The following is a 25,328-nucleotide window of genomic DNA, read 5'->3' as shown; positions in this document are numbered from 1 at the left end:
GGTGGATTCCAGGCCACAATGAGCCATGGACCCCGCTTCCGGCCGCCCCGATCGCTCCCTGCTGGTCGCGATCATCGCCGTGGCAGCGCTCGTGGCGGTCGCGCTGATCGTCGTGCTCACCCGTAGCGGCGCGGCGCCGATCGATGAGGCGTCGCCCGCCGGCGTCGTGCAGCGCTACACCGAGGCGGTCATCGCCGGCGACGAGCAGGCGGCGCGCGCCTACCTCGTCGAGGACGTGCGGAACGACTGCGATCGCATCGAGGCCGGGATGCTCGAGGACGTGCGCGTGACGCTCACATCGACCACCGAGCGGGAGGACAGCGCCGACATCGACGTCTCGATCGTCACGACCAGCGGTGGCCTGCTCGGCCCCTCGGAGTACCGCGAGGACGCGAGCTTCGACCTGGTGCGCGAGGGCTCGGACTGGGTCATCGAGACCACGCCCTGGCAGTTCACCATCTGCGCGCAGGCGTCACCGTGAGCGCGCTCCTCACCCCCTTCGCACCCTCGCGCGGTGCGCAGGGCACGGTGCGGCGGCTGATCGTCTACAGCATCCTGTTCGTGCTGGTCGCGATCGCCGCGACGGGCGTGAGCGGACTGCTCGGGCGCTTGCTCGAGACTCGGCCCGACGTCGCCGAGGGTCCCGGCGGGCTGGCGCTGTCGCTCGCCTTCGCCCTGATCGCCGGCCCGCTCGCGGTCGTGCTCTGGTGGTTCCAGTGGCGACGCCTCGACGGCCCGGACCGCTCGTCGGTGGCCTGGGGCCTCTACCTCAGCGCGATCTCCTTCGTCTCGCTCGTCACCCTCACGATCGGGCTGCTGGGGATGGCGGCCGACCTGATCGGCGGCAACTGGTCGCCCGAGGCGTTCGCGATCGGCATCACCTGGCTCGTCGTCTGGGTGCTGCACCGCGCGATGTGGGGAAGCGGCCGGAAGGGGCCGCTGCGCTTGCGGACCGTGCCGCTCGTGCTCGGTGCCGTCTACGGGCTGGTGGTCACGGCCACCGGGGCGATCCGCACGCTGCAGCCCGTGTTCGACCAAGCGCTGCTGGCCGCGGATGCGCAGATCGGCTCCCCCTGGTGGTCGAGCGTGCTGCAGGCGTTCGTCTGGGCGGTCGGCGGCGCCGTCATCTGGTGGTGGCACTGGGTGCGGGAGCGTGCGCGGGCGCTGCGAGACGGCTTCGCCTCGGTCGCGCTCGTGGTCGTCGGCGTGCTCGCCGCGGCCGCCGTCGCGCTGGGCGGGCTCGGCGCCGCGCTCTTGGTCGCGCTCCGCGCTGCGTTCGACCGCAGCGACCCCTGGCGCGTGCTGCTCGAGGCACTGCCCCTCGCCGTCGCGGCAGCCGCGGTGGGCGGGATCGTCTGGCTGTACCACGGCCGGATCGCGCAGGAGCGCTCCGATGCGGTCCGCAGCGCCGCGCGGCTCGTGGAGGCGGGCATCGGGCTGATCGCTGCGGCGTCCGGCATCGGTGTCGTCGTCAACGCGCTGCTGGCCTCGATCACCGCACCGCTGGCCGGCGACGACGCGCGCACGCTGCTGCTCGGTGGGATCGCCGCGATCATCGTCGGCGCCCCGATCTGGTGGGTCGCGTGGCAGCCGCTACGGGTCGCGGCGGATGCCGGCACGACCGCGCGTCGGGTCTACCTGGTCGCCGTGTTCGGCGTGAGTGCCGTGGTCGCGATCGTCGCCCTGCTCGTCGTCGGCTACCGGATCTTCGAGGTCGTGCTGGCCGGCGGCGGAGGGGGCTTGATCGAGCGCATCAGGGCGCCGTTCGGTCTGCTGCTCGCGACCGCGCTGGTCGCGAGCTATCACTTCGCCGTCTGGCGGCACGACCGTGACACGGCGCCGGCGGTGGCTCGCGCCCGCACGATCGATCGCGTCATCCTCGTCAGCGCCGGCGACGCCGGAGCGCTCGCCGAGGCGATCGCGTCGGCCACGGGCGCGTCCGTCACCCGCTGGACGCGTGCAGGTGATGAGGGGTCCGCTGCTGCGCCCGAGCGCGTGGTCGAGGCGCTCGCGGGTGTGGCCGGGCGACGCGTGCTCGTCGTGCTCGGGCCCGGCGAGCGGATCGACGTCATCCCGCTCGCGGAGTGAGTCGCCGCGAGGGTTACAGGCCCGGCGTCACGAGCAGCACCATCGCCACGAGCGTGACCGCGCCGACGAGCCAGATGATCGGCTGCAGGCGACGCCGCATCGTGCGCGGCGGCCGCTCGTCGTCGAAGCGCTCGAAGTACGGGTCGAGCTCCGCGGGGATGCGGTCGTGCTCTCGTGCTCGCTCGTCCCGCTGCTCCTGCATGCTCACCAGCCTGGCACAGGCTGCACGTCTGCGCGCCGGTCGGTATCGCTCACCGGCGCGAAGATCAGCTCGATGCGGTGCTGCCTGGAGCGCTGCCATCGTCGGGCGCGCTGCGCGTGACGCTGCGCCGCACCGCGCATGGCGGGCGCAGACGACGGATGCCGCCCGGGGCGTCCGGACGGCATCCGTCGTGCGGCCGCGCCTTCGGCCGGGCTGCCTCAGCGGGGAGGGGGCGGGTCGTCGAGGTCGTCGCTCTCGTCGGTGCGCCGCTGCGTCGGCAGCGTCGTCGTGGACAGCCGACCGCGGTCGAGCTCGGGGTGCGGCTCCTGCGACTCGATCTCCTCGTCGAGCGTCGCGATCGCCACCGTGTCGGCGGCCGGGAGCGATGCCTCGAAGCGCGCGCGGCGGCGCTTGAGCCACAGCGCGAGCGCGATGATGAGCGCCATCGCGACGTACGCGACGATCGAGAACGGGCTCTGCACGAGGTAGGACGGGTCGCCCTGCCCGATCTGCATCGCCTTGCGCAGCTGCTCCTCCGCCATCGGGCCGAGGATCGCCCCGACGACGAGCGGCGCGATCGGGAAGCCGAGCCGACGCATGAAGAAGCCGAGCACGCCGAGCACGAGCAGCACGCCGATGTCGAACACCGTGAAGTTCGCGGCAAACGCGCCGAGCCCGGCGAACACGAGGATGCCCGCGTAGAGGTAGGGCCGCGGGATCTGCAGCAGCTTCACCCACATGCCGACGAGCGGCAGGTTGAGCACCAGCAGCAGCGTGTTGCCGATGAAGAGGCTCGCGATGAGCGCCCACACGAGCTCCGACTGCGTCTCGAACAGCCGCGGACCGGGCTGGATGCCGTAGGTCTGGAAGGCGCTGAGGATGATCGCCGCCGTCGCCGTCGTCGGGATGCCGAGCGTCAGCAGCGGCACGAGCACGCCGGCCGCCGCCGCGTTGTTCGCCGACTCCGGTCCGGCGACGCCCTCGATGGCGCCCTTGCCGAACTGCTCGCGGTACTCGGGCTTGGCGACGCTGCGCTCGGTCGCGTAGGAGAGGAACGTCGCGACGTCGGCGCCACCGGCGGGGATCGAGCCGATCGGGAAGCCGATCGCCGCGCCGCGCAGCCACGGCTTCCATGAGCGCGCCCAGTCGGAGCGGCGCATCCAGGTGCGCCAGCCGCGCGTGATCGGGATGATCGGGATCGTGCCGCCGCGCAGCCTCGAGCCGACGTAGAGGGCCTCGCCGAGCGCGAAGAGCCCGACCGCCACGAGCACGACGTCGATGCCGTCGCCCAGCTGGGGGATGCCGAACGTGAACCGCGACTGCCCGGTGAGCGTGTCGACGCCGATGAGGCCGATGAAGAGGCCCACCGAGAGCGAGACCATCCCGCGCCAGGCGCTGTCGCCGAGCAGAGCACCCACCGTCAGGAACGCGATCACCATGAGGGCGAAGTAGTCGGCCGGGCCGAGGCTGACCGCGAAGCGGGCGACCGTGGGCGCGAGCAGGGTCAGCAGCAGCGTCGCGATCGTGCCGGCGACGAACGAGCCGATCGCGGCGGTCGCGAGCGCCGCGGCGCCGCGGCCCGCGCGGGCCATCTTGTTGCCCTCGAGCGCCGTGACGATCGACGCGGATTCGCCGGGGGTGTTGAGCAGGATCGACGTGGTCGAGCCGCCGTACATGCCGCCGTAGTAGATGCCGGCGAACACGATGAAGGCCGCGGTCGGCTCGAGCGCGTACGTGATCGGCAGCAGCAGCGCGACCGTCATGGCGGGGCCGATGCCCGGCAGCACGCCCACGGCGGTGCCGAGCAGCACGCCGAGCAGCGCGTAGAGCAGGTAGATCGGCTGCAGGGCGGTGGCGAAGCCCTCGAGCAGCAGGGTCCAGGTGTCCATCAGAGGCCGATCCAGGAGGTGAGGCTGCCGGTGGGCGGCAGCGAGAGGCCCAGGAGCGAGCCGAAGACGAACTGGGTGATGACGCCGAGCGCGAGGCCGATGAGCACGGCGACCCACCAGCGCTTCGCGCCGAGGGCGAGCGATGCGCCCGCGAACAGGATCGTGACGCCGAGCGGCCAGCCCAGCAGCGGGATCGTGGCCATGAGCGAGAGGAAGCTCACCACGACGATGCCCGTCGGGATCCAGGCGGTGCCGTGCTCGAGGTCGATGTCCTCGCCGGCCTCGGCGTGGCCGTAGTTGCCGCGCAGCTGCCCGATCAGGACGGCGAGCGACGACAGCAGCAGCAGCGCGCCGACGGCGTAGGGCACGACGCGGGCGCCGAGCGTGCTCGACGAGCCGGGAGGCTCGCGGATGGTGGTGGTGGTGATGATCACCGCGACGGAGAGCACGACGAGCAGCCCGATGAAGATCATCGCCTCGATGCGCGCTGCCCGCGCTCGCGCCGCGGCCGACGCGCCCTCGAGGGGTGCGTCGGCCGTGGCGTCGCTCATTCGATCAGGCCGATCGTGCGGAGCGTCTCCTGCGTGAGGGTGATGTCCTCGGCGAGGAACGCGTCGAACTCGTCGCCGGTCATGAACGCATCCGTCCAGCCCTTGGTCGAGAGCGCCTCGGTCCAGGCCTCCTGGTCGTGCAGCTCGGTGACGAGGTCGATGAGCGCCGTGCGCTCCTCGTCCGAGATGTCGCCCGGTGCGATGACGCCGCGCCAGTTCGTGACGGTGACGTCGATGCCCTCGTCCTGGATGGTGGGCACGTCGGGGAGCGCCTCGGCCGGCTCCTCGCTCGAGACGGCCAGCGCGCGCAGGTCGCCCGCGAGCACCGACTCGGAGAACTCGCCGACGCCGGAGATGCCGGCCTGCACGGTGCCGCCCAGCAGCATCGTGAGCGCCTCGCCGCCGCCGGAGTTGGCGATGTAGTTGAGCGTCGTCGGCACCTCGGCCGCCTCGACGCCGCCCTCGGTGAGCAGCAGGCCGGCGAGGATGTGGTCGATGCCGCCCGCGGAGCCGCCGGTGACGGCGACGCCCTGGCCCTCGGCGACGATCGCGTCGAGCAGGTCCTGCAGCGACTCGTACTCGGAGTCGGCGGGCACGACGATGACGAGCGGCTCCTCGGTGAGCTTCGCGATCGGCGTCATGTCCTCGATGCGGTTCTCCGAGGCGTTCGTCTCGACGGCGCCGACCATCACCGAGCCCATGACCATGAGCGTGCTCGCGTCGGTCTCGGTCGCGAGGCTCGCGAGGCCGACGGTGCCGCCGGCGCCGCCGATGTTCTCGACCGGTGCCGAGCCGACCAGGCCGCTCTCGGTGAGCACCCTGCTGACCTCGCGAGCGGTCTGGTCCCAACCGCCGCCCGGGTCTGCCGGAGCGATGACGCTCACGTCGGTGATGGCCGCGGCCTCACCGTCCGCCGGCTCGGAACCGCTCGGGGTGCCGCCCGTCGAGCAGGCGGCGAGCGTGAAGACGGCCGCCCCGGCGATGCCGGCGCGGACGATGGTGGTCATGCGCGTGCTGCGCGCGGTGCTTCGGTGCATGGATCGCACGTCTCCTCCTTGAGCGCTCGGCACCGATGCCGAGTCACGATCTGGAGCGACGGTAGCCCGGGCGGATGCGCTGCGTGCCGTTGTGGTCGAAAGGTGCGTTTCGGTCGTTCTGGTCACTGACCGCGCGGGAACCGGCGGCCTAGCATGGGGTCGTGAGACGGGCGATGAGGCTGCGCACCCAACTGGTGCTGCTGCAGAGCGCCATCATGCTCGTCGTCATCCTCGGCTCCGGCATCGCCGCCGCCTGGCTGCAGGAGCGCTCGCTCCGCGAGGCCTACCTCGACCGCATGATCGGCGTCGCCTACTCCGTCGCGCAGCTGCCGTCGGTCGTCGAGGCGTTCGACGATCCCGACCCGTCGATCGTGATCCAGCCGATCGCCGAGACCGTCAGGGAGGCATCCGAGGTCACGTACGTCGTCGTCTCCGACGTCCAGGGCGTTCGCTACTCGCACCCGAACGCCGATCGCATCGGCGAGCTCGTCTCGACGCCGCCCGACGCCGCGACGAGCGGTGAGCTCTTCGTCGACACGCAGACCGGCACGCTCGGCACCTCGTGGCGCGCCAAGGTGCCGGTCTTCAGCGCCGACGGCACCGTGATCGGGCAGGTCTCGGTGGGCATCCTCGAGTCGGAGCTGCAGAGCGACTGGCTCGGCACCGTCTGGATCCTGGGCGTGTGCCTCGCGGCCGCGGCGATCGTCGGCGTCGTGCTCGCCTCGTGGGCCGCCTCCCTCGTGCGCCGCCGCATCTACGGCGTCGAGCCCGAGGAGATCAAGTCGATGCTCGAGACGCGCAACGCCACCCTGCACGGCATCGGCGACGGGCTCGTCGTGCTCGACGAGCAGGGCGCGATCGTGCTGTGCAACGACGCGGCGCTGCGGCTGCTCGGCCGCGAGCCGGGCGCCGACCTCGCGGGCACGCCGGTCGCCGAGGTGCTCGACGCCCCGATCGACCCGCTGCTCGCCGATCCTGGCGAGCAGCAGCTCGTGCTCGCGGGCGAGCGGATGCTCGTGGCGCGCGTCGACCGGGTCGTGGTCGACGATCGCGCCGTCGGCACGGTGCTCATCCTGCGCGACCGCACCGAGCTCGACGCGGCGCTGCGGGACCTCGCGGGCGCCCAGGGCATGACCGAGACGCTCCGCGCGCAGCAGCACGAGTTCGCCAACACGCTGCACACGCTCGGCGGGCTGCTCGAGCTCGGCGAGACCGAGGCGGCGATGGGCGTCATCGGGCGCGCCGGTGCCGGCGGCGCGCTCGCGTCGCTCGAGCCGGCCTCCGGCATCCTCGAGCTCGAGGTCGCCGCGCTCCTGCTCGCGAAGCGGGCGCAGGCGCGCGAGCAGGGCGTCGAGCTCGTCGTGCGGCCCGGCTCGACGCTCCGACAGGGCGCTGCCGCGAGCGACGCGGGCGATTGGCTGACCGTGCTCGGCAACCTCGTCGACAACGCGATGGATGCGTCGCCGAGCGGCCGCGTGGAGGTGGGCCTCGACGACGTCGACACCGACACGGGCCGGGTCGTGACGATCGTCGTCGACGACGACGGGCCGGGCGTGCCCGTCGCGCGGCGGGCCGCCATCTTCGACATCGACGTCTCGACGAAGTCGCACCCCGCGGGGCTCGCGCGCGGTTACGGCCTCACGCTCGTGCGGCGCGTCGCCGAGCGGCTCGGCGGCTCGGCGCACGTCGACGACTCGCCGCTCGGGGGAGCGCGCTTCGTCGCGCGACTGCCCGTCGCCGAGAGCCGGGTGCGCGCGTGAGGCCGCTCAGAGCCCTCATCGTCGAGGACGACAAGGCGGTCGCGATCGTCACGCGCGGCTTCGTCGAGCGGCACGGGGCGTTCGTCGTCGCGGGCGAGGCCAGCACGGGCCGTGCCGCGCTCGAGGCGATCGAGGCGATCCGCCCGGATCTCGTGCTGCTCGACGTGCACCTGCCCGACGCATCCGGCATCGAGGTGCTGCGGGTCGCTCGAGCGCGCGGCTTCGCGGGGGAGGTCGTCGCCGTGACGGCCGCTCGCGACCTCGAGACCGTGCGCGCCGCGCGCGCGTTCGGCGTGCGGCACTACCTCGTCAAGCCGTTCGGGCTCGAGGCGATGCGGGAGCGGCTCGAGGCGATCCGTGCCGAGCTCGAGCAGGCCGAGTCGCTCGGGCTGCGGGTGCTCGACCAGCGGGCGGTGGACGCGATGCTGCAGCCGTCCGACCGCCAGCGGCCCGCGCCGGCGGGTTCGCAGCTGACGCTCGACCGCGTCGCGGCGCTGCTCGAGACGCTCGACGGCACCTCGAGCGCGACCGAGATCGGCGAGAGCCTCGGCATGTCGCGCGTGAGCGCCCGCCGCTACCTCGAGCGGCTCGTGCTCGAGGGCAGGGCGGAGGTGGCGCCGCGCTACGGCGGCACCGGCCGGCCCGAGCTGCGCTACAGCGCGCGTCGCTAGTGGACGGGGGCGCCCAGCAGGGTGCCGATGCACCAGGTGGCGGCGAGCGCGACGATGCCGCCGACGAGCACTCGCACCATCCCGCGGCGCTTCCCGGAGCCGCCGACGCGGGCCGAGACGCCGCCCGTCACGACCAGCGCGATGACCGTCGCGACCACGATCGGCCACGGCATCCACGTGGCCGGCGTGACGACCGCCGCGAGCAGCGGCACGAGCGAGCCGAGCGTGAAGGCGACCGCCGAGGAGGCGGCCGCGGCCCACGGGTCGTTGAGATCATCTGGGTCGAGCTTGTACTCGACGTCGAGGTGGGCGCGCAGCGGGTCGGAGGCGGTCAGCTCGACCGCGACGAGGTGGGCCGTCTCCGGGGAGAGACCGCGCTGCTCGTACATGTGGGCGAGCTGGTCGATCTGCCCCTCGGGGTCCTCGTCGAGCTCGCGCAGCTCGCGGCGGATGGCAGCGCGCTCGCTGTCGCGCTGGGAGGAGACCGACACGTACTCGCCGACCGCCATCGAGAAGGCGCCGGCAACGAGCGCCGCGACACCGGCGGTGAGGATGCCGGCGAGCGACGTGCCCGCGCCCGCGACGCCCACCATGAGCGCCGACGTGGACACGATGCCGTCGTTCGCGCCGAGCACGCCGGCGCGCAGCCAGTTGAGCTTCGACGTCATCGATTCGACCGGCGGCGGCAGGTCGGGTCGGCGCTGGAGCGCAGGGTCCATGGTGTCCTCCAGCTGTCCATGGTCCGGCGTCGGCGGGGCGCGCGCAAGGAAGGCGAGGCTCCTCCGAAACCGGCAAGAAAGCCGAATCTTCGCGGTTCGGCGGCCCGAAAGCGTCGGGGGACCAACAGGGGACAGGGCTAGGCTTGCGGAGGCGAATCCCCACCAGACTCTGCCCACAGAACATTGATTGGATGACGCGTGGATCTTTATGAGTACCAGGCACGGGACCTGTTCGAGCAGCACGGCGTCCCCGTGCTGCGAGGCATCACCGCCGACACCCCCGACGAGGCCCTGGCAGCAGCCACGGAGCTCGGCGGCGGTGTCGTCGTCGTGAAGGCACAGGTCAAGACGGGCGGACGTGGCAAGGCGGGCGGCGTGAAGCTGGCCAAGAGCCCCGCCGAGACGAAGGCGGCCGCCGAGGCGATCCTCGGCCTCGACATCAAGGGGCACACCGTGCACCGCGTGATGGTCGCCGAGGGCGCGGCCATCAAGGAGGAGTACTACTTCTCGGTGCTGCTCGACCGCTCGAACCGCTCGTACCTCGCCATGTGCTCGTACGAGGGCGGCATGGAGATCGAGCAGCTCGCCGAGGAGCGCCCCGAGGCGCTCGCCAAGGTCGAGGTCGACCCGGCCGTCGGCATCGACGCCGCGAAGGCCGAGGAGATCGTGCGCGCCGCGAGCTTCCCCGACGAGCTCGTCGCCAAGGTCGCGCCCGTGCTCGTGAAGCTCTACGACGTCTTCACGAAGGAGGACGCGACGCTCGTCGAGGTCAACCCGCTCGTGCTCACCGAGGCTGGCGACATCATCGCGCTCGACGGCAAGATCACGCTCGACGAGAACGCCGACTTCCGCCAGCCCGGCCATGCCGAGCTCGAGGACAAGGCCGCGACGAACCCGCTCGAGGCGAAGGCCAAGGAGTCCGACCTCAACTACGTCAAGCTCGAGGGCCAGGTCGGCATCATCGGCAACGGCGCAGGTCTCGTCATGTCGACGCTCGACGTCGTCGCGTACGCCGGCGAGCAGTTCGGCGGCGTGAAGCCCGCCAACTTCCTCGACATCGGTGGTGGCGCATCCGCCGAGGTCATGGCTGCCGGTCTCGACGTCATCCTGAACGACCACGACGTGAAGAGCGTGTTCGTCAACGTCTTCGGCGGCATCACCGCGTGCGACGAGGTCGCGAACGGCATCGTCAAGGCGCTCGAGATCCTCGGCGACGAGGCTTCGAAGCCGCTCGTCGTGCGACTCGACGGCAACAACGTCGACGAGGGCCGACGCATCCTCGCCGACGCGAACCACCCGCTGGTGACCGTCGTCGCCACCATGGACGAGGCAGCGGCCAAGGCCGCCGAGCTGGCTGCGGCCTAGGAGAGCAGAAGATGTCGATCTATCTCAACAAGGACAGCAAGGTCATCGTCCAGGGCATCACCGGCGGCGAGGGCTCGAAGCACACCGCGCGCATGCTCGCGGCCGGCACGCAGGTGCTCGGCGGCGTGAACGCCCGCAAGGCCGGCACGACCGTGTCGCACACGGCGCAGGACGGCTCCGCCGTCGAGCTGCCCGTCTTCGGCTCGGTCTCCGAGGCGATGGCTGCCACGGGCGCCGACGTCTCGATCGTCTTCGTGCCGCCGGCGTTCGCGAAGGACGCCGTCATCGAGGCCATCGACGCGGGCATCGGCCTGCTCGTGGTCATCACCGAGGGCATCCCCGTGCAGGACTCCGCCGAGTTCTGGGCGCACGCGAAGGCCGCGGGCACGACCCGCATCATCGGCCCGAACTGCCCCGGCATCATCACGCCGGGCGAGTCGCTCGTCGGCATCACGCCCGCGAACATCACGGGCAAGGGACCGATCGGCCTCGTCTCGAAGTCGGGCACCCTGACCTACCAGATGATGTTCGAGCTGCGCGACCTCGGCTTCTCGACCGCCATCGGCATCGGCGGCGACCCCATCATCGGCACGACGCACATCGACGCCCTCGAGGCGTTCGAGGCCGACCCTGAGACGAAGGCGATCGTCATGATCGGCGAGATCGGCGGCGACGCCGAGGAGCGCGCTGCCGACTACATCAAGGCACACGTGACGAAGCCGGTCGTCGGCTACGTCGCGGGCTTCACCGCACCCGAGGGCAAGACGATGGGCCACGCCGGCGCGATCGTCTCGGGCTCGTCGGGCACGGCCGAGGCGAAGCAGGCGGCGCTCGAGGCTGCCGGCGTCAAGGTCGGCAAGACGCCGTCCGAGGCTGCCCGCCTCATGCGCGAGATCATCGAGTCGCTCTGAGCTGACCGACACCGCGTCGACCGACACCGCGAAGGGCCCCGGCTTCAGCCGGGGCCCTTCGCCGTTCCCCGGCGCTCCGGAGGATGCGGGGCTAGGGTGGGCGCACCACGCGAGGGAGAGGCAGACATGGACCACCACGACGGCTCTGCGCACGACGAATCCGGGCACGAGCACCAGGACGAGGGCACGACGAAGCCCGGCGGCCTCGGCGAGGACGGCACCATCCCCAACGACCCCGACGGGCTCGGGGCGACCACCACCGACGAGGCCTCGACGTTCGAGCCCGAGGAGGACGAGGCGGCGCCCGACGAGGGCTAGCAGCTCACCCTGGCGCGGCCGGCTCAGTCGATCCGCTCGATCGCGAAGACGGGGTGCTGGGCCGCGATCGCCTCGAAGGCGTCGAGCGCGTCGCTGGGCCCGGCCGCGACGTGCGGACGCACGATCGAGATGCGACGCACGTACTCGCGGAGCACCGGTGCTGCTTCCGCGGCGGGCAGCTCGATCGCCCGCACGCGCATCGGCGCGCCGCCGCGCTCGACGGTCGCCTCGCCCGCCGCGCGCAGGTCCTTGACCCATCCGACCACGCCGTAGGGCGCGACGAGGTGCACGCGGCCGCCGAGCGGGAGCGGCGTGACCGGCAGCGTCCGCGGCTCGCCGCTGCGCCGCCCGATGACGGTCAGCGCGATCGCGCCGCCCGGCGCCGCCCCGCGGCGGGCGAGGCCGGCCATCAGCCGGTCGACGATGCGGCGGACGGCGCCTCGACGGAATGAGGGGTTGCGCGAAGCGGTCATGGGGTCAGCGTAGGGTGGGCGATCCCGCGCCGATCCCGCGCCGCGCATCCGCCTCGACGCGGAGTCGCTCGCGGGTGCAGGCTGGGGCCATGACGATCCTGTGCGCGACGTGCGGCGTCGAGACCGCCGAGCCCCTGCCCGAGACGTGCCGCATCTGCGCCGACGAGCGGCAGTGGGTGCCGCTGCACGGGCAGATCTGGACGAGCACCGAGCAGCACGTCGCCGACGAGATGCACATCGACGTCGTCGAGCTCGAGACGGGCGCGTGGGGGCTGACGTCCGACCCGGCCGTCGGCATCGGGCAGCGATCGATCCTCGTGCAGACGGCCGAGGGCAACCTGCTGTGGGATCCGCTCGGCACGATCACCGACGCAGCGGTCGAAGAGGTGCGCGGGCTCGGCGGGCTCGCCTTCGTCGCGGCCAGCCACCCGCACATGTTCGGCGTGCAGTGCGCGTGGGCGGATGCGCTGGACGCGCGCGTGCTCGTCAACGCCCGCGACGCATCCTGGATCGCCCGGCCGCATGAGCGCATCGAGCTGTGGGACAACGAGACGGAGCCGCTGCCGGGGGTGCGGCTCATCCGCTTCGGCGGGCACTTCCCGGGCGCGGGCGTCGCGCTGTGGGCGGCGGGCAGCGAGGGGGAGGGGTCGCTGCTCGCCGGCGACACGATGCAGCCGAAGCCCGACCGCGCGAGCCTCGGCTTCATGCGCTCGTACCCGAACAACATCCCGCTGTCAGCCCGCGTCGTCCGGCGGCTCGCCGACCAGGCGGCCGCGCTCGCGTTCCGCCGCATCTACGGCAACATCCCCGGCCAGGTCGTCGAGGACGGCCCGGCCGCGGTCGCCCGCAGCGCCGAGCGCCACATCGCCTGGGTGACGGGCGAGCACGACGATCTGACGTAGTCCACAGATCCGCGGCGCGCGACCGCGCGCAGCGTGCCGCGCGTGGCACCTTCCCCGCATGGTGGATCCGCTGCTGCTCCAACTGGGCGTGCTGACCGCAGCGCAGCTGCTGCAGCTCGGGTGGACGAAGGCGCAGGTCGCCAGGGCGGTGCGGGACGGCACGCTCGTGCGGCTGCGCTCGGGGTGGCTCGCCACGCCGGGCGCCGACCAGCATGTCAGCGCTGCCGTCGGCAGCGGAGGGTGTGTCGCATGCGCGAGCGCCCTGCGGTTGCGAGGCGTCTGGGTGCCCGAGCGGCTCGAGCAGGAACACATCCGCTACCCGAAGCGAGCGGGCAAGACCGGCTGCACCCGCTTCGGTGGGCTCGCCCCGGTGAGGCAGGCGGTCGACGACCTGCGGTTGGCGTTCGAGTGCCTGCTGCGCTGCGGCACGGCGGAGGACGTGATCGTGGTGGCCGACTCGCTGCTGCATCTCGGACTCGCGACGGAAGCGGAGCTCGAGCGGTGGTGCGAGGCCGCGCCGATCCGCATCCGGAACCTGCTCGACAGGGTCGATCGAGCCGAGTCCGGCACCGAGACCATGGTGCGGCTCCGCTTGCGGTCGCTCGGCATCGCGGTGCGACCCCAGGTCTCCATCTGGGAGGGGATGCGCGTCGACCTGCTCATCGGCGACCGGCTGGTCGTCGAGTGCGACAGCGAGCAGCACCATGCGAGTTGGGCGCAGCAGCAGGCCGACCGCGCCCGCGACCGGGAGCTCACGGCAAGGGGCTACCGTCCGATCAGGCTCACCTACCGGCAGATCCACGACGACTGGCCAGCGATCGAGCGCGACCTCCTGGCGATCGTGCGCGCCGGCGACCACCGATGGCCGCGCTCGGCAGATGTTCGCCGGAGCGCGGTGCCGGCTGCGTATCGCGACTGATTCGCCGGTCGGCGGAACATCTGCCGAGAGGCGGCCCGATGCCGGCGCGCGAGCCAAGACCGGCGCGGGCAGGGTCGGCGCAGTCGGAGCCAGACCGGACCGGCCGCGATCGCGCGCCTGCGCACGAGGCTGGCCGCCCGGCAGATGTTCGTTGGAGCGGCGGGCCGGCCGCATATTGCGGCTGACGCGCCGGTCGGTGGAACATCTGCCGAGCAACGTTCGAGGGGCCGGCATGAGGCGGACTGGCCGAGCCGGCCCGGGCGGAGCCCCCCGGGCCGGGGCAGGGCCGCCGTCAGGCCGGGCGGGGCGGGAGCGGGACCTGCTGCGATCGTGCGCCCCTGCGCACGAGGCTGGCCGCCCGGCAGATGTTCGTTGGAGCGGCGGGCCGACCGCATATTGCGACTGACGCGGCGGTCGGTGGAACATCTGCCGAGCAACGGCGAAGGGCCCGGCCGGAGCCGGACCCTTCGGCGCGTCGAGCGAAGTCGCGAGTCAGCGCAGCGGCGCGAGGATCGCGTTCAGCGACGTGCTCGGGCGCATCGCGGCGTCGGCCAGGTCGGGGTCGACCCGGTAGTAGCCGGCCAGGTCGACCGGGCTGCCCTGCACGGCCAGCAGCTCCCGCTCGATCGTCTCGGTCTGCGCGACCATCGCCTCGGCGACCGGTGCGAACGTCGCCGCGAGGTCGGCATCGTCGGTCTGGCGGCTGAGCTCCTCGGCCCAGTACCGCGCGAGCCAGAAGTGGCTGCCGCGGTTGTCGATCTCGCCGGTCTTGCGCGACGGCGACTTGTTCTCGTTCAGGAACGAGCCCGTCGCCGCGTCGAGCGTCTCGGCCAGCACGCCCGCGCGGGCGTTGCCGGTCGACTCCGAGAGGTGCCGGAACGACTCCGCGAGCGCCATGAACTCGCCGAGCGAGTCCCACCGCAGGTGGTTCTCCTCGACGAGCTGCTGCACGTGCTTGGGCGCCGAGCCGCCGGCGCCGGTCTCGAACAGGCCGCCGCCGTTCAGCAGCGGCACCACCGACAGCATCTTCGCGCTCGTGCCGAGCTCGAGGATGGGGAACAGGTCGGTGTTGTAGTCGCGCAGCACGTTGCCCGTCACCGAGATGGTGTCGAGGCCCTGGCGGATGCGGTCGATCGCGTGCTTCGTCGCGTCGACCGGGCTGAGGATGGTGATCTCGAGGCCCTCGGTGTCGTGCTTCCCGAGCTCCTCCTCCACCTTCTTGATGAGCTCCGCGTCGTGCGCGCGGCCCTTGTCGAGCCAGAACACCGCGGGGGTGTCGGATGCGCGGGCGCGCGTGACCGCGAGCTTCACCCAGTCGCGCACCGGCACATCCTTGGTCTGGCACGCGCGCCAGATGTCGCCGGCCTCGACGTCGTGCGCCATCAGCACGTCGCCGGCGCCGTTGACGACCTCGACGCGGCCGGCGCGCTCGATGCGGAACGTCTTGTCGTGCGAGCCGTACTCCTCGGCCTTCTGGGCCATGAGGCCGACGTTGGGCACGGAGCCCATCGTGGTCGGGTCGAAGGCGCCGTTGGCCTGGCAGTCCTCGATGACGACCTGGTAGATGCCGGCGTAGGAGGAGTCGGGGATGACCGCGAGCGTGTCGGCCTCCTCGCCGTCCGGGCCCCACATGTGGCCGGACTGGCGGATCATGGCCGGCATCGACGCATCCACGATCACGTCGGACGGCACGTGCAGGTTCGTGATGCCGCGGTCGGAGTTGACCATCGCGAGGCGCGGGCCGTCGGCGAGGCCGTCCTCGATCGCCTGGCGCACGCCGGCTGCGGTCGACTCGTCGAGCTCGCCGAGGCCGGAGAGGATGGCGGCGAGGCCGTTCTCGGGCGAGAGGCCTGCTTCGTCGAGCTGCGCGCCGTAGCGCTCGAAGAGCGTCGGCAGGAACGCGCGCACGACGTGGCCGAAGATGATCGGATCGGAGACCTTCATCATCGTGGCCTTGAGGTGGGCCGAGAAGAGCACGTGCTCGTCGCGGGCCCGCTGCACCTGGGCGGCGAGGAAGGCGTCGAGCGCCTTCGCGCTCATGAAGGTCGCGTCGACGATCTCGCCAGCGAGCACCTTCAGGCCGTCCTTGAGCACGGTCGTCTCGCCGTCGGCGACGAAGCGGATCTGCAGCGTGTCGTCCGCCGGCATCGTGACCGACTGCTCGTTGGCGCGGAAGTCGCCCTCGCTCATGGTGGCGACCGCGGTCTTCGAGTCGGGCAGCCAGGCGCCCATCGAGTGCGGGTGCTTGCGCGCGTACTCCTTGACGGAGCGCGGTGCGCGGCGGTCGGAGTTGCCCTCGCGGAGCACGGGGTTGACGGCCGAGCCCTTGATCGCGTCGTAGCGGGCGCGGATGTCGCGCTGCTCGTCGGTCTCGACCTCATCGGGGTAGTCGGGGAGCGCGATGCCCTTCTCCTGCAGCTCCTTGATGGCGGCCTTCAGCTGCGGCACGGAGGCGGAGATGTTGGGGAGCTTGATGATGTTCGCCTCGGGCGACTTCGCGAGCTCGCCGAGCTCGCCGAGCGCATCCGGCTCCTGCTGGTCGGCGGGCAGGAGGTCGGCGAACGACGCGACGATGCGGCCGGCGAGCGAGATGTCGCGGCTCTCGACCTCGACGTCGGCCGCTGCGGCGAACGCGCGGACGATCGGGAGGAGCGAGTGCGTCGCGAGCATCGGCGCCTCGTCGGTGTACGTGTAGATGATCTTGGCCATGCGGCTCGAACCCCTCGCAGTCTGTGTGGGACGGCGGCCGCGCGTGCGCAGGCCGCGCCATGCGCCTCCAACCTATCGCGGCCGGGCTCGAGCGGCGCGCGGCGGGGGAGTCGGACGACGGGCGGATGCGTCGGTAGGGTTGCCAGCCGTGCGTCGCGTGTGGGCCGGGATCGGCCAGGCTGTCGAGTCCGCCGCCATCGCGGCGGTCGGACTCGTGCTGTGCGCGCTCGTGCTGCTCGCCGTCTGGGGCCTCGATCAGGGCTTCGGCGGCGACCCGCTGCTGCAGTGGCGCATCGCGGTCGACGCGTGGATGCTCGGCCACGGCGTCGACGTCGGCATCACGCTCGCGCCCGAGGCGGTCGCCGCGATCGGCCTCGAGTCGGCGGGCGGCTCGTTCGTCGTGACGCTCGGCGCGTGGGGCATCGGCGCGATCACGCTCTGGCTGCACTGGCGCAGCGGCCGCCGCCTGGCGGAGCTGCCGCTCGCCGAGCTCGTGATCGCCGCGCTCGCGGGCGCCGTCGCCACGGGTCTCGTCGGCCTGCTCGCCGGCGTGAGCGCGCAGCACCCGACGGCCGCGCCGAACCTCGGTCAGGCGTTCGCGTTCCCCGCGCTCATCGCGCTCGTCGGCATGGCAGGCGCCGTGCTCGCCGCGCGCGGGCAGGACTGGCTGCAGGCGCTCGCCCGCGCCCTGACGATCGAGGACCCGTGGCTGCGCCCCGTGCGCGCGGCCCTGGCGTCGGGCCTCGGCGGCGCGGTCGCCGTGCTCGGCATCGGCGCGCTCGTCGTCGGTGCTGGACTGCTGCTGCGCTTCACCGACGGGCTGCTGCTCATGGAGTCGCTCGAGGTGACGCACGTGGGCGTCGCCGTGCTGTTCCTGCTGCAGCTCGCGCTCGCGCCCGTCGCGATCGTGTGGGGCGCGGCCTGGGCGATCGGCCCGGGCTTCATGGTTGGCCGCGGCTCGAACGTGTCGCCGCTCGACACCGACCTCGGCCCCGTGCCGGCGCTGCCGCTGCTCTCGGCGATCGACCCGGCGGCGCAGCCGTGGATGCTCGTCGTCGTCGCGCTGCCCGTGCTCGCGGCCGTCGTGGTTGGCGCGCTCGCGCGCCAGTCGACGCTCGCCGGCAGCGCTGACCGCCCCGTGCACTGGTGGGAGCTCGCGGTCGCCGGCGTCGGCGGCGGACTGCTCGCGGGCGGACTGCTCGGGATCGCCGCGATGCTCTCGACGGGCGCCGCCGGTCCCGGTCGGCTGTCCGAGACCGGCCCCGACGCCGTGCTCGTCGCGGGCTGGGGAGCGATCGAGGTGACCGTCGGGCTGCTCATCGGCCTGGTCGCGGGCGGCCGCGCCCCCGTCGGGCTCGCGGGCGGCGCCGCGCTGCCGCTCGCGGCCCAGCGCGAGGGCACGTCGATGCGCGACGTCTTCGGCTTCGGTCGCAGCAGCGGCGAGCCGCTCGACGACGAGTCGCTCGGCGAGACGACGGGCGACGAGCCGATCGACGACGACTCGACCGGCGGCGATGCCGACCGCGATGCGGATGCGTCCGACCCGCGGCCGCACGCGTCGCCGCTGCCGCTCGCCGAGGCCGAGACGCAGGTCGTCGAACCCGTCGCGCAGCCCGGGCCCTCCGCAGTCGACGACGCGGCGGAGGCGGCGGGAGACCGCGCGGCGGAGGCCGATGACGCGGCTGGGTCGAAGCATCCGGCGCCCGCGCCCCAGGACGACCGCCCTACCCCGTAGTCCCGACGCCGCAGTCGCGACGCCGTAGGATGGAGCGCGTGCTGCGCCTCGTCGTCCTGGTCTCCGGCAGCGGCACCAACTTCGCCGATCTGCTCGAGCGGACCCGCGCCGGCCGCGTGCCGGCCGAGATCATCGCCGTCGGCGCCGACCGCGAGTGCGGCGGCATCGAGATCGCCCGCGCCGCCGGCATCCCCACCTTCGTCGAGCCGTTCGAGGCGCCGCGCGACGCGTGGTCGGAGCGGATCGCCGACCGCATCGAGGCCTTCGAGCCCGACGTCATCGTGCTCTCGGGCTTCATGCGGCTGCTCTCCGCGGGCGTCGTCGCGCGCTTCGAGCCGGCGATCCTCAACACGCACCCGGCCTTCCTGCCCGAGTTCCCCGGCGCGCACGGCGTGCGCGACGCGCTCGCGGCGGGCGCGACCCAGACCGGCGCATCCGTGATCATCGTCGACAGCGGCGTCGACACCGGTCCGGTGCTCGCGCAGGAGCGGGTGCCCGTGCTGCCCGACGACACCCAGGACACCCTGCACGACCGCATCAAGCTCGTCGAGCGGGAGCTGCTCGCGAGCGTCATCGCCGACATCGCCGACGGCACGTGCGACCTCGCCGACCACGGGCTCGAGCAGCGCCTTCGAGCACAGCCGACCGACACGGAGGAACGACAGTGAGCGGACCCCAGCACGACCAGAGCCTCTACCGCGACCGCGACGTCGTGCCCTTCCGGCGCGCGCTGCTGTCGGTGAGCGACAAGACCGGCGTCGTCGAGCTCGGCCGTGCGCTGGTCGAGGCGGGCGTCGAGCTCGTCTCCACCGGCTCGACCGCGAAGATGCTGGCGGATGCGGGACTCCCGGTCACCGAGGTCGCACACGTCACCGGCTTCCAGGAGGCGCTCGACGGGCGCGTGAAGACGCTGCACCCGGCGATCCACGCGGGGCTGCTCGCCGACCTGCGGCTCGAGCACCACGAGGCGCAGCTCGCCGACCTCGGCATCGCGCCGTTCGAGCTCGTCGTCGTGAACCTCTACCCGTTCGTCGAGACGGTGCGCTCGGGCGCGGCCGACGCCGACGTCATCGAGCAGATCGACATCGGCGGGCCCGCCATGGTGCGCGCCTCGGCGAAGAACCACGCCAACGTCGCGATCGTCACCGACCCGCGCATCTACCCGCTCATCGCGAAGGCGGCCGGCTCGGGGCTCAACCTGCTGCAGCGGCGCGCACTCGCCCGCGACGCGTTCGCGCACACCGCCGCCTACGACACCGCGGTCGCCCGCTGGTTCGCGGGGGAGCCGGTCGAGCAGCCCGCGGCGGCAGCGGCGGCCGCACCGGCAGCGGCCGCACCGGCACCGGCGGCACCGGCGCAGGCGGCGCCCGCGCAGGCCGCGCCCGCAGCACCCGCGCGGGCCGCGGCCCCCGCGCCCGCAGCGGCGGACGCATCCGTGCCCGACACGTCGAGCGCGACCGGCCTGCTGAAGGCGGTCGGGGCGGCGACGCTCGTCTCCGGACTCCGCTACGGCGAGAACAGCCACCAGCAGGCGGGCATCTTCGCGCTGCCCGGCGGCGCCGGCATCACGCAGGCCGAGCTGCTGCACGGCAAGCCGATGTCGTTCAACAACTACGTCGACGCCGACGCGGCCCTCCGAGCCGCGTTCGACTTCAGCGAGCCGGCGGTCGCCATCATCAAGCACGCGAACCCGTGCGGCATCGCGATCGCCGACCCCCGCGCCGCCGACCCCATCGCGTCGGCGCACGAGCGCGCCCACGCGTGCGACCCGATCTCGGCGTTCGGCGGCGTGATCGCCGCGAACCGCACCGTCACGCGCGCGATGGCCGAGACGGTCAAGGACATCTTCACCGAGGTCGTCGTCGCGCCCGACTTCGAGCCCGAGGCGCTCGAGCTGCTCACGGCGAAGAAGAGCATCCGCCTGCTGCGCCTGCCGGAGGGCTACGCCCGCGAGGGCTCCGAGCTGCGGCAGGTCTCGGGCGGCGTGCTCGTGCAGCAGCCCGACACGTTCGAGGGCTTCTCGTCGCACACGTGGCGCCGGGTGAGCGGTTCGCACGTCTCCGACGCGGTGCTCGCCGACCTCGAGTTCGCGTGGCGCGCCTGCCGGTCGGTGAAGTCGAACGCGATCCTGCTCGCGTCGGGGCTCGCATCCGTCGGCGTCGGCATGGGCCAGGTCAACCGGGTCGACTCGTGCAAGCTCGCGGTCGAGCGCGCCGGTGAGCGCGCCGCGGGCTCGGTCGCGGCGTCGGATGCGTTCTTCCCGTTCGCGGACGGCCTCCAGATCCTGCTCGACGCGGGCGTCGTCGCCGTCGTGCAGCCGGGGGGCTCCGTGCGCGACGAGGAGGTCATCGCCGCGGCGACCGCCGCGGGCATCACGATGTACTTCACGGGCGAGCGCCACTTCGCGCACTGAGTCCGGAGCGCACCTCCCCGCCCGAGCCCGACCGCGGCGATGTCCGTCGTCGAGGTAGCCTCCCTCGCATGAGTGCCGGCACCATCGACGACGTCCGCCGCGCCCGCCGCGTGCTGTGCTTCGGCGTCACCGGCTCCGGGAAATCGACGATGGCGCTCGCGCTGGGGGAGCGGCTCGGCCTGCCCGTCACGCTCATGGACGAGCTGTGCTGGCAGCCCGGCTGGGTGCAGCGCTCGCGCGAGGAGATCGACGCGAGCGTGCTGCCGATCCTCGCGAGCGACGCGTACGTGCTCGACACCGTCTACGGCTTCCACAACCAGCAGGCGCTCGAGCACGTCGACGTGATCATCGGGCTCGACTACCCGCGCGCGGTCTCGCTCGCCCGGCTCGTCCGCCGCACGTGGCGACGCATCCGCACCCGGGAGCTCGTGTGCAACGGCAACGTCGAGACGCTCCGGCTGGCGCTCGCGAAGGACTCCGTCATCGTCTGGCACTTCCGCTCCTGGCGGTCGAAGCGCGAGCGGATGCGCGCCTGGCACGCGGACACGTCGGCGCCGCCGGTGCTGCTGCTCTCGCGGCCCGCCGATGCGGACCGGCTGCTCCGCGACCTGCGCGGATCGACGAGTCGGGGGTAGACGCGCCCGGCGGAGCCTGCTTAGAATCGAAGGCTGTCCGCGCCACCCGCCGCGGCGACTGAGGAGGATGCCATGAGCACGACGACGAACGCTCCGATCGCTGCCGCCCGCGCCCTCCTCGTCCGCCCCCGCGTCGCCGGACGTCGGTAGCAGGAGGGCCTCGCAGCCCCGTCGCGAGCTCGCCTCGCCTCGCCGTCCCGGCCGCCCAGCCGGTGACGCAGCACCACCATCGCGACGCAGTCGTCGCATCAGCACCGCGCGGACACGCTCGTCCGCGACTTCGAAGGATCCCTCATGGCCCCGACGCCCTCGCCCGAGACCACCGACACCGTAGGTCACCTGCGCGCGCTCGGCAGGCTCCTGCCGTTCCTGCGCCCGGTGCTGCCGCGGCTCATCCTCGGCACGATCGCTGCCCTCATCTCGGCGCTGCTGAGCCTCGCGACGCCCATCGCGATGCGCGCGCTCGTCGACGGCCCGCTCGCGGAGTCGGACGCATCCGCCGTGTGGCCGGTCGCGCTCGCGATCCTCGCGCTCGCGCTCGGTGAGGCGTTCTTCGTCTACATGCGCCGCTTCCTCGTGACGCTGCCCTCGACGCAGATCGAGGCGTCGATGCGCCGCTCGCTCTACGGCCAGCTGCAGGCGCTGCCCGTCGCGTTCCACGACCGCTGGCAGTCGGGGCAGCTGCTGAGCCGCGCCGTGCAGGACCTCGGCATGATCCGCCGCTTCATCGCCTTCGGTGCGCCGCTGCTGGCCGTGAACGCGATCACGCTCGTCGTCGGCATCGTCATCCTGTTCTTCTGGAGCCCGCTGCTCGCGGGCGCCTTCGTGGTGCTCTCGGCGCCGATCGTCTTCGTCGCGCTGCGCTTCGAGCGCCGCTACTTCACGATCTCGCGCTCGGCGCAGGACCAGGCGGGCGACCTCGCGACCACGGTCGAGCAGTCGATCCACGGCATCCGCGTGCTCAAGGCGTTCGGCCGTGGCCGTCACGCGCTCGAGGGCTTCACCGACCAGGCGTCGACGCTGCGCGAGACCGAGATCGACAAGGCCCGCATGGACGGGCACCTGTGGATGTGGCTGACGATCGTGCCGTACGTCTCGTACGCCGTCTGCCTCTTCCTCGGCGTCTGGCTCGCGGCGACCGGGCAGCTCTCGGTCGGCACGCTCTTCGCGTTCTTCGCCGTCGCGATGGTGCTCAACTGGCCCATCGAGTCGATCGGCTTCCTCTTCGCGTTCCTCATCGACGCCTCGAACGCCTCGCGCCGCTTCCACGAGATCGTCGACAGCGAGAACACGATCGTCGACCCCGAGGAGCCGAAGACGATCGCGGTGCCGCGCGGGCGGCTCGAGTTCGAGGACGTGCACTTCCGCTACCAGGACGCGCAGCCGCACGAGCGCGACCTCGTCGACGGCGCGACGCTCACGCTCGAGCCCGGCGAGACGATGGCGCTCATCGGCATCACCGGCTCCGGCAAGACGACCCTCACGGCGCTGCCCGCGCGCCTCTACGACGTCACGGGCGGCCGAGTGCTGCTCGACGGCGTCGACGTGCGCGACCTGACGCTCGCCGAGCTGCGCACGCACGTCGCGATGGCGTTCGAGGACGCGACGCTGTTCTCGGCGACCGTGCGCGAGAACGTGCTCATGGGCGCGCCGGATGCGTCGGAAGAGGCGCTCGACCGCGCGCTCGCGATCGCGCAGGCCGGCTTCGCCCGCGACCTGCCGAAGGGCCTCGACACCGAGATCGGCGAGGAGGGGCTCTCGCTCTCCGGCGGCCAGCGCCAGCGCCTCGCGCTCGCGCGCGCGGTCGCGGCCGACCCCGCGGTGCTCGTGCTCGACGACCCGCTCTCGGCGCTCGACGTCGAGACGGAGGCGCAGGTCGAGGAGGCGCTGCGCGGCGTGCTCGACCGCACGACCGCGCTCATCGTCGCCCACCGCCCGAGCACGGTGCAGCTCGCCGACCGCGTCGCGCTCATGCGCGACGGCAGGATCGCCGACGTCGGCACGCACTCGGAGCTGCTCGCCCGCAGCGAGCACTACCGCTACGTGATCTCGAGCCTCGAGGAGGCCGAGCTCGACCGCAAGAGCATCGACGCCGTCACCGGCTCGATGCAGACGATCGATGTGGATGCGCTCGAGCGCCAGCTCGAGCAGGAGCAGGACGAGGAGGTGTCGCGATGAGCGTCTACGGCGTGCAGGGCGAGGACCGCACCGACTACACGAAGGCCGAGTCGAAGGCCATCCGCGCGCGCTCGCGGAAGCTGCTCGGGTCGCTGCTGCGACCGCACCTCGGACGCGTGATCGTCACGATGGTGCTCGTCGTCATCGCCGTCGCGGCGAACATCGCGGGGCCGATGCTCATCGCCTACGGCATCGACACGGGCCTGCCGTCGATCATGGAGCGGGCCGACTGGATGCCGCTGTGGGTCGCGACGATCGTCTACATCGTCGCCGCGGTGCTCGCCGGCGTGCTCATGTACCTCTACACGGTCGGCATCGCGCGCATCAGCCAGACGGTGCTGTTCGACCTGCGACGGCGGCTCTTCGGCCACGCGCAGCGGCTGAGCCTCGAGTTCCACGAGTCCTACACGTCGGGCCGCATCATCGCGCGCCAGACGAGCGACCTCGAGTCGATCCGCGACCTGCTCGACCAGGGGCTCAACGAGCTCGTCCGCGGCGTGCTGTTCATGGCGTTCACGGGCGTCGCGATGACGATCCTCGACCCGCTGTCGGGCCTCATCATCGGCATCGCGCTCATCCCGGCGATCATCCTCACGCGCTGGTTCCAGGTGCGCTCGACGGTGCTCTTCCGCGAGACGCGCACGACGAGCGCGCGCATGATCGTGCACTTCGTCGAGACGATGACGGGCATCCGGGCCGTGAAGGCGTTCCGCAAGGAGCCGGCGAACCAGCGCGAGTTCGACGAGCGCGTCGACGACTACCGCGACGCGAACTTCCGCACGATCAACATCTTCGGCATCTACGAGCCGGGCATCATGGCGATCGGCGCGGTCACGATCGCGACGCTCGTGCTCGTCGGCGGCCTGCGGGTCGTCGAGGGCTCGCTGCAGATCGGCGTGCTGCTCGCGATCGCGCTCTACGCGCGCAACTTCTTCCAGCCCATCCAGGGCATCGGCATGTTCTTCAACGGCTACCAGTCGGCGTCGGCGGCGCTCGAGAAGATCTCCGGCATGCTCGAGGAGGAGCCGACCGTGCGCGAGCCGGCGGCGCCGAAGTCGCTGCCCGAGTCGCGCGGGCAGATCGACTTCGACCGGGTCGAGTTCGCCTACAGCAGCGGCAAGGTCGTGCTGCCCGACTTCGACCTGCACATCCCCTCGGGGCAGACGATCGCGCTCGTCGGCACGACGGGCGCCGGCAAGTCGACGCTCGCGAAGCTCATCTCGCGGTTCTACGACCCCTCTGACGGCTCGGTGAAGCTCGACGGCGTCGACCTTCGCGAGCTCGCGAACGACGACCTGCGACGGGCGGTCGTGATGGTGACGCAGGAGGCGTACCTGTTCTCGGGCACCGTCGCCGACAACATCGCGCTCGGCAAGCCGGGCGCGAGCGACGAGGAGATCGAGGCGGCCGCGCGGGCGGTCGGCGCGCACGAGTTCATCACGGCGCTGCCCGACGGCTACGACACCGACGTGAACAAGCGCGGCGGTCGCGTGAGCGCCGGCCAGCGGCAGCTGCTCTCGTTCGCCCGGGCGTTCCTCGCCGACCCGCGCGTGCTGATCCTCGACGAGGCGACGGCGTCGCTCGACATCCCGTCGGAGCGGCTCGTGCAGGAGGGCCTCACGACGCTGCTCCACGACCGCACGGCGATCATCATCGCCCACCGGCTCTCGACCGTCGCGATCGCCGACCGCGTGCTCGTCATGGAGCACGGCCGCATCATCGAGGACGGCTCGCCCGACGAGCTCATCGCCGCGGGCGGCAAGTTCGCGTCGCTGCACCGCGCTTGGCGGGAGTCGCTCGTCTGACTCGAGCGGTCGCTCAACGGGCGCGGCCGGTGCTCGGCCGGCAAACGC

Annotated in this window: 22 protein-coding genes; 15 read left to right on the top strand and 7 right to left on the bottom strand. The window is 72.5% G+C overall.

Features of this window, described 5'->3' with window-relative positions:
• Window positions 1-25 precede the first annotated feature (25 nt).
• Both ABD106_RS06530 and ABD106_RS06525 read left to right on the top strand, forming a co-directional pair.
• Window positions 26-481: an LpqB family beta-propeller domain-containing protein gene (locus ABD106_RS06530; RefSeq protein ID WP_343918585.1), complete on the top strand. Its 456-nt coding sequence runs from the start codon at window positions 26-28 to the stop codon at window positions 479-481.
• The gene (locus ABD106_RS06525; protein ID WP_343918583.1) at window positions 478-2,088 is read left to right on the top strand and encodes a DUF5671 domain-containing protein; all 1,611 of its coding nucleotides are present in this window, start codon (window positions 478-480) and stop codon (window positions 2,086-2,088) included. Before ABD106_RS06530 ends, ABD106_RS06525 begins: the two co-directional genes overlap by 4 nt.
• 13 nt (window positions 2,089-2,101) lie before the next feature.
• Here ABD106_RS06525 and ABD106_RS06520 read toward each other — a convergent pair whose 3' ends face one another.
• The 4 genes from ABD106_RS06520 to ABD106_RS06505 all read right to left on the bottom strand — a co-directional run bounded on the left by ABD106_RS06520 (window position 2,102) and on the right by ABD106_RS06505 (window position 5,737).
• On the bottom strand, window positions 2,102-2,290 hold the full coding sequence (locus tag ABD106_RS06520) for a hypothetical protein (protein WP_343918581.1): 189 nt from the start codon (window positions 2,288-2,290) through the stop codon (window positions 2,102-2,104).
• 218 nt (window positions 2,291-2,508) lie between these two features.
• Complete coding sequence (locus ABD106_RS06515) at window positions 2,509-4,179, bottom strand: tripartite tricarboxylate transporter permease (protein ID WP_343918579.1); 1,671 nt, start codon at window positions 4,177-4,179, stop codon at window positions 2,509-2,511.
• Window positions 4,179-4,730: a tripartite tricarboxylate transporter TctB family protein gene (locus ABD106_RS06510; RefSeq protein ID WP_343918577.1), complete on the bottom strand. Its 552-nt coding sequence runs from the start codon at window positions 4,728-4,730 to the stop codon at window positions 4,179-4,181. Before ABD106_RS06510 ends, ABD106_RS06515 begins: the two co-directional genes overlap by 1 nt.
• Complete coding sequence (locus ABD106_RS06505) at window positions 4,727-5,737, bottom strand: Bug family tripartite tricarboxylate transporter substrate binding protein (RefSeq protein ID WP_343918575.1); 1,011 nt, start codon at window positions 5,735-5,737, stop codon at window positions 4,727-4,729. The genes ABD106_RS06510 and ABD106_RS06505 overlap by 4 nt, the downstream gene beginning before the upstream one ends.
• A 191-nt stretch (window positions 5,738-5,928) precedes the next feature.
• On the opposite strand from ABD106_RS06505, the gene ABD106_RS06500 reads away from it, so the two are divergent.
• Both ABD106_RS06500 and ABD106_RS06495 read left to right on the top strand, forming a co-directional pair.
• On the top strand, window positions 5,929-7,527 hold the full coding sequence (locus ABD106_RS06500; protein ID WP_343918573.1) for an ATP-binding protein: 1,599 nt from the start codon (window positions 5,929-5,931) through the stop codon (window positions 7,525-7,527).
• Window positions 7,524-8,198 carry a response regulator gene (locus ABD106_RS06495; RefSeq protein ID WP_343918571.1) on the top strand — a complete coding sequence of 225 codons (675 nt, stop codon included), beginning with the start codon at window positions 7,524-7,526 and terminating at the stop codon, window positions 8,196-8,198. The genes ABD106_RS06500 and ABD106_RS06495 overlap by 4 nt, the downstream gene beginning before the upstream one ends.
• Here the strand turns inward: ABD106_RS06495 and ABD106_RS06490 are convergent.
• Entirely contained in the window at window positions 8,195-8,917 is a 723-nt protein-coding gene (locus ABD106_RS06490; protein ID WP_343918569.1) for a VIT1/CCC1 transporter family protein, read from the bottom strand. The two genes, ABD106_RS06495 and ABD106_RS06490, sit on opposite strands and share 4 nt — an antisense overlap.
• A 198-nt stretch (window positions 8,918-9,115) precedes the next feature.
• Between ABD106_RS06490 and sucC the strand changes: the two genes are divergently transcribed.
• From sucC to ABD106_RS06475, 3 genes are all read left to right on the top strand, one after another.
• On the top strand, window positions 9,116-10,282 hold the full coding sequence (gene sucC / locus ABD106_RS06485) for an ADP-forming succinate--CoA ligase subunit beta (protein ID WP_343918567.1): 1,167 nt from the start codon (window positions 9,116-9,118) through the stop codon (window positions 10,280-10,282).
• Between the two features lie 11 nt (window positions 10,283-10,293).
• Complete coding sequence (sucD, locus tag ABD106_RS06480; protein ID WP_343918565.1) at window positions 10,294-11,193, top strand: succinate--CoA ligase subunit alpha; 900 nt, start codon at window positions 10,294-10,296, stop codon at window positions 11,191-11,193.
• A 126-nt stretch (window positions 11,194-11,319) separates the two neighbouring features.
• Complete coding sequence (locus ABD106_RS06475) at window positions 11,320-11,511, top strand: hypothetical protein (protein WP_343918563.1); 192 nt, start codon at window positions 11,320-11,322, stop codon at window positions 11,509-11,511.
• A gap of 23 nt (window positions 11,512-11,534) precedes the next feature.
• Here ABD106_RS06475 and ABD106_RS06470 read toward each other — a convergent pair whose 3' ends face one another.
• A complete protein-coding gene (locus tag ABD106_RS06470) occupies window positions 11,535-11,984 on the bottom strand; it encodes a nitroreductase family deazaflavin-dependent oxidoreductase (RefSeq protein WP_343918561.1) in 450 nt (149 codons plus the stop codon).
• Window positions 11,985-12,073: 89 nt separating this feature from the next.
• On the opposite strand from ABD106_RS06470, the gene ABD106_RS06465 reads away from it, so the two are divergent.
• On the top strand, window positions 12,074-12,886 hold the full coding sequence (locus ABD106_RS06465; protein ID WP_343918559.1) for an MBL fold metallo-hydrolase: 813 nt from the start codon (window positions 12,074-12,076) through the stop codon (window positions 12,884-12,886).
• A 58-nt stretch (window positions 12,887-12,944) separates the two neighbouring features.
• Entirely contained in the window at window positions 12,945-13,805 is an 861-nt protein-coding gene (locus tag ABD106_RS06460) for a DUF559 domain-containing protein (RefSeq protein WP_343918557.1), read from the top strand.
• A 492-nt stretch (window positions 13,806-14,297) separates the two neighbouring features.
• On the opposite strand, the gene ABD106_RS06455 is transcribed toward ABD106_RS06460, so the two are convergent.
• Window positions 14,298-16,514: an NADP-dependent isocitrate dehydrogenase gene (locus ABD106_RS06455; RefSeq protein WP_343918555.1), complete on the bottom strand. Its 2,217-nt coding sequence runs from the start codon at window positions 16,512-16,514 to the stop codon at window positions 14,298-14,300.
• A 148-nt stretch (window positions 16,515-16,662) separates the two neighbouring features.
• Between ABD106_RS06455 and ABD106_RS06450 the strand changes: the two genes are divergently transcribed.
• The 6 genes from ABD106_RS06450 to ABD106_RS06425 all read left to right on the top strand — a co-directional run bounded on the left by ABD106_RS06450 (window position 16,663) and on the right by ABD106_RS06425 (window position 25,280).
• Window positions 16,663-18,249: a cell division protein PerM gene (locus ABD106_RS06450; protein ID WP_343918553.1), complete on the top strand. Its 1,587-nt coding sequence runs from the start codon at window positions 16,663-16,665 to the stop codon at window positions 18,247-18,249.
• Window positions 18,250-18,287: 38 nt separating this feature from the next.
• Complete coding sequence (gene purN / locus ABD106_RS06445) at window positions 18,288-18,917, top strand: phosphoribosylglycinamide formyltransferase (RefSeq protein WP_343918551.1); 630 nt, start codon at window positions 18,288-18,290, stop codon at window positions 18,915-18,917.
• Window positions 18,914-20,662 carry a bifunctional phosphoribosylaminoimidazolecarboxamide formyltransferase/IMP cyclohydrolase gene (purH, locus tag ABD106_RS06440; protein WP_343918549.1) on the top strand — a complete coding sequence of 583 codons (1,749 nt, stop codon included), beginning with the start codon at window positions 18,914-18,916 and terminating at the stop codon, window positions 20,660-20,662. Before purN ends, purH begins: the two co-directional genes overlap by 4 nt.
• A 68-nt stretch (window positions 20,663-20,730) precedes the next feature.
• A complete protein-coding gene (locus tag ABD106_RS06435) occupies window positions 20,731-21,297 on the top strand; it encodes a P-loop NTPase family protein (RefSeq protein ID WP_343918547.1) in 567 nt (188 codons plus the stop codon).
• A 294-nt stretch (window positions 21,298-21,591) separates the two neighbouring features.
• On the top strand, window positions 21,592-23,475 hold the full coding sequence (locus tag ABD106_RS06430; protein WP_343918545.1) for an ABC transporter ATP-binding protein: 1,884 nt from the start codon (window positions 21,592-21,594) through the stop codon (window positions 23,473-23,475).
• On the top strand, window positions 23,472-25,280 hold the full coding sequence (locus tag ABD106_RS06425) for an ABC transporter ATP-binding protein (protein ID WP_343918543.1): 1,809 nt from the start codon (window positions 23,472-23,474) through the stop codon (window positions 25,278-25,280). Before ABD106_RS06430 ends, ABD106_RS06425 begins: the two co-directional genes overlap by 4 nt.
• Window positions 25,281-25,328 lie beyond the last annotated feature (48 nt).

Origin of the sequence: Agrococcus citreus (assembly GCF_039527715.1) — a bacterium.
Taxonomy (GTDB): Bacteria; Actinomycetota; Actinomycetes; order Actinomycetales; family Microbacteriaceae; genus Agrococcus; species Agrococcus citreus.
This window is presented reverse-complemented; position numbering and strand designations above follow the sequence as displayed.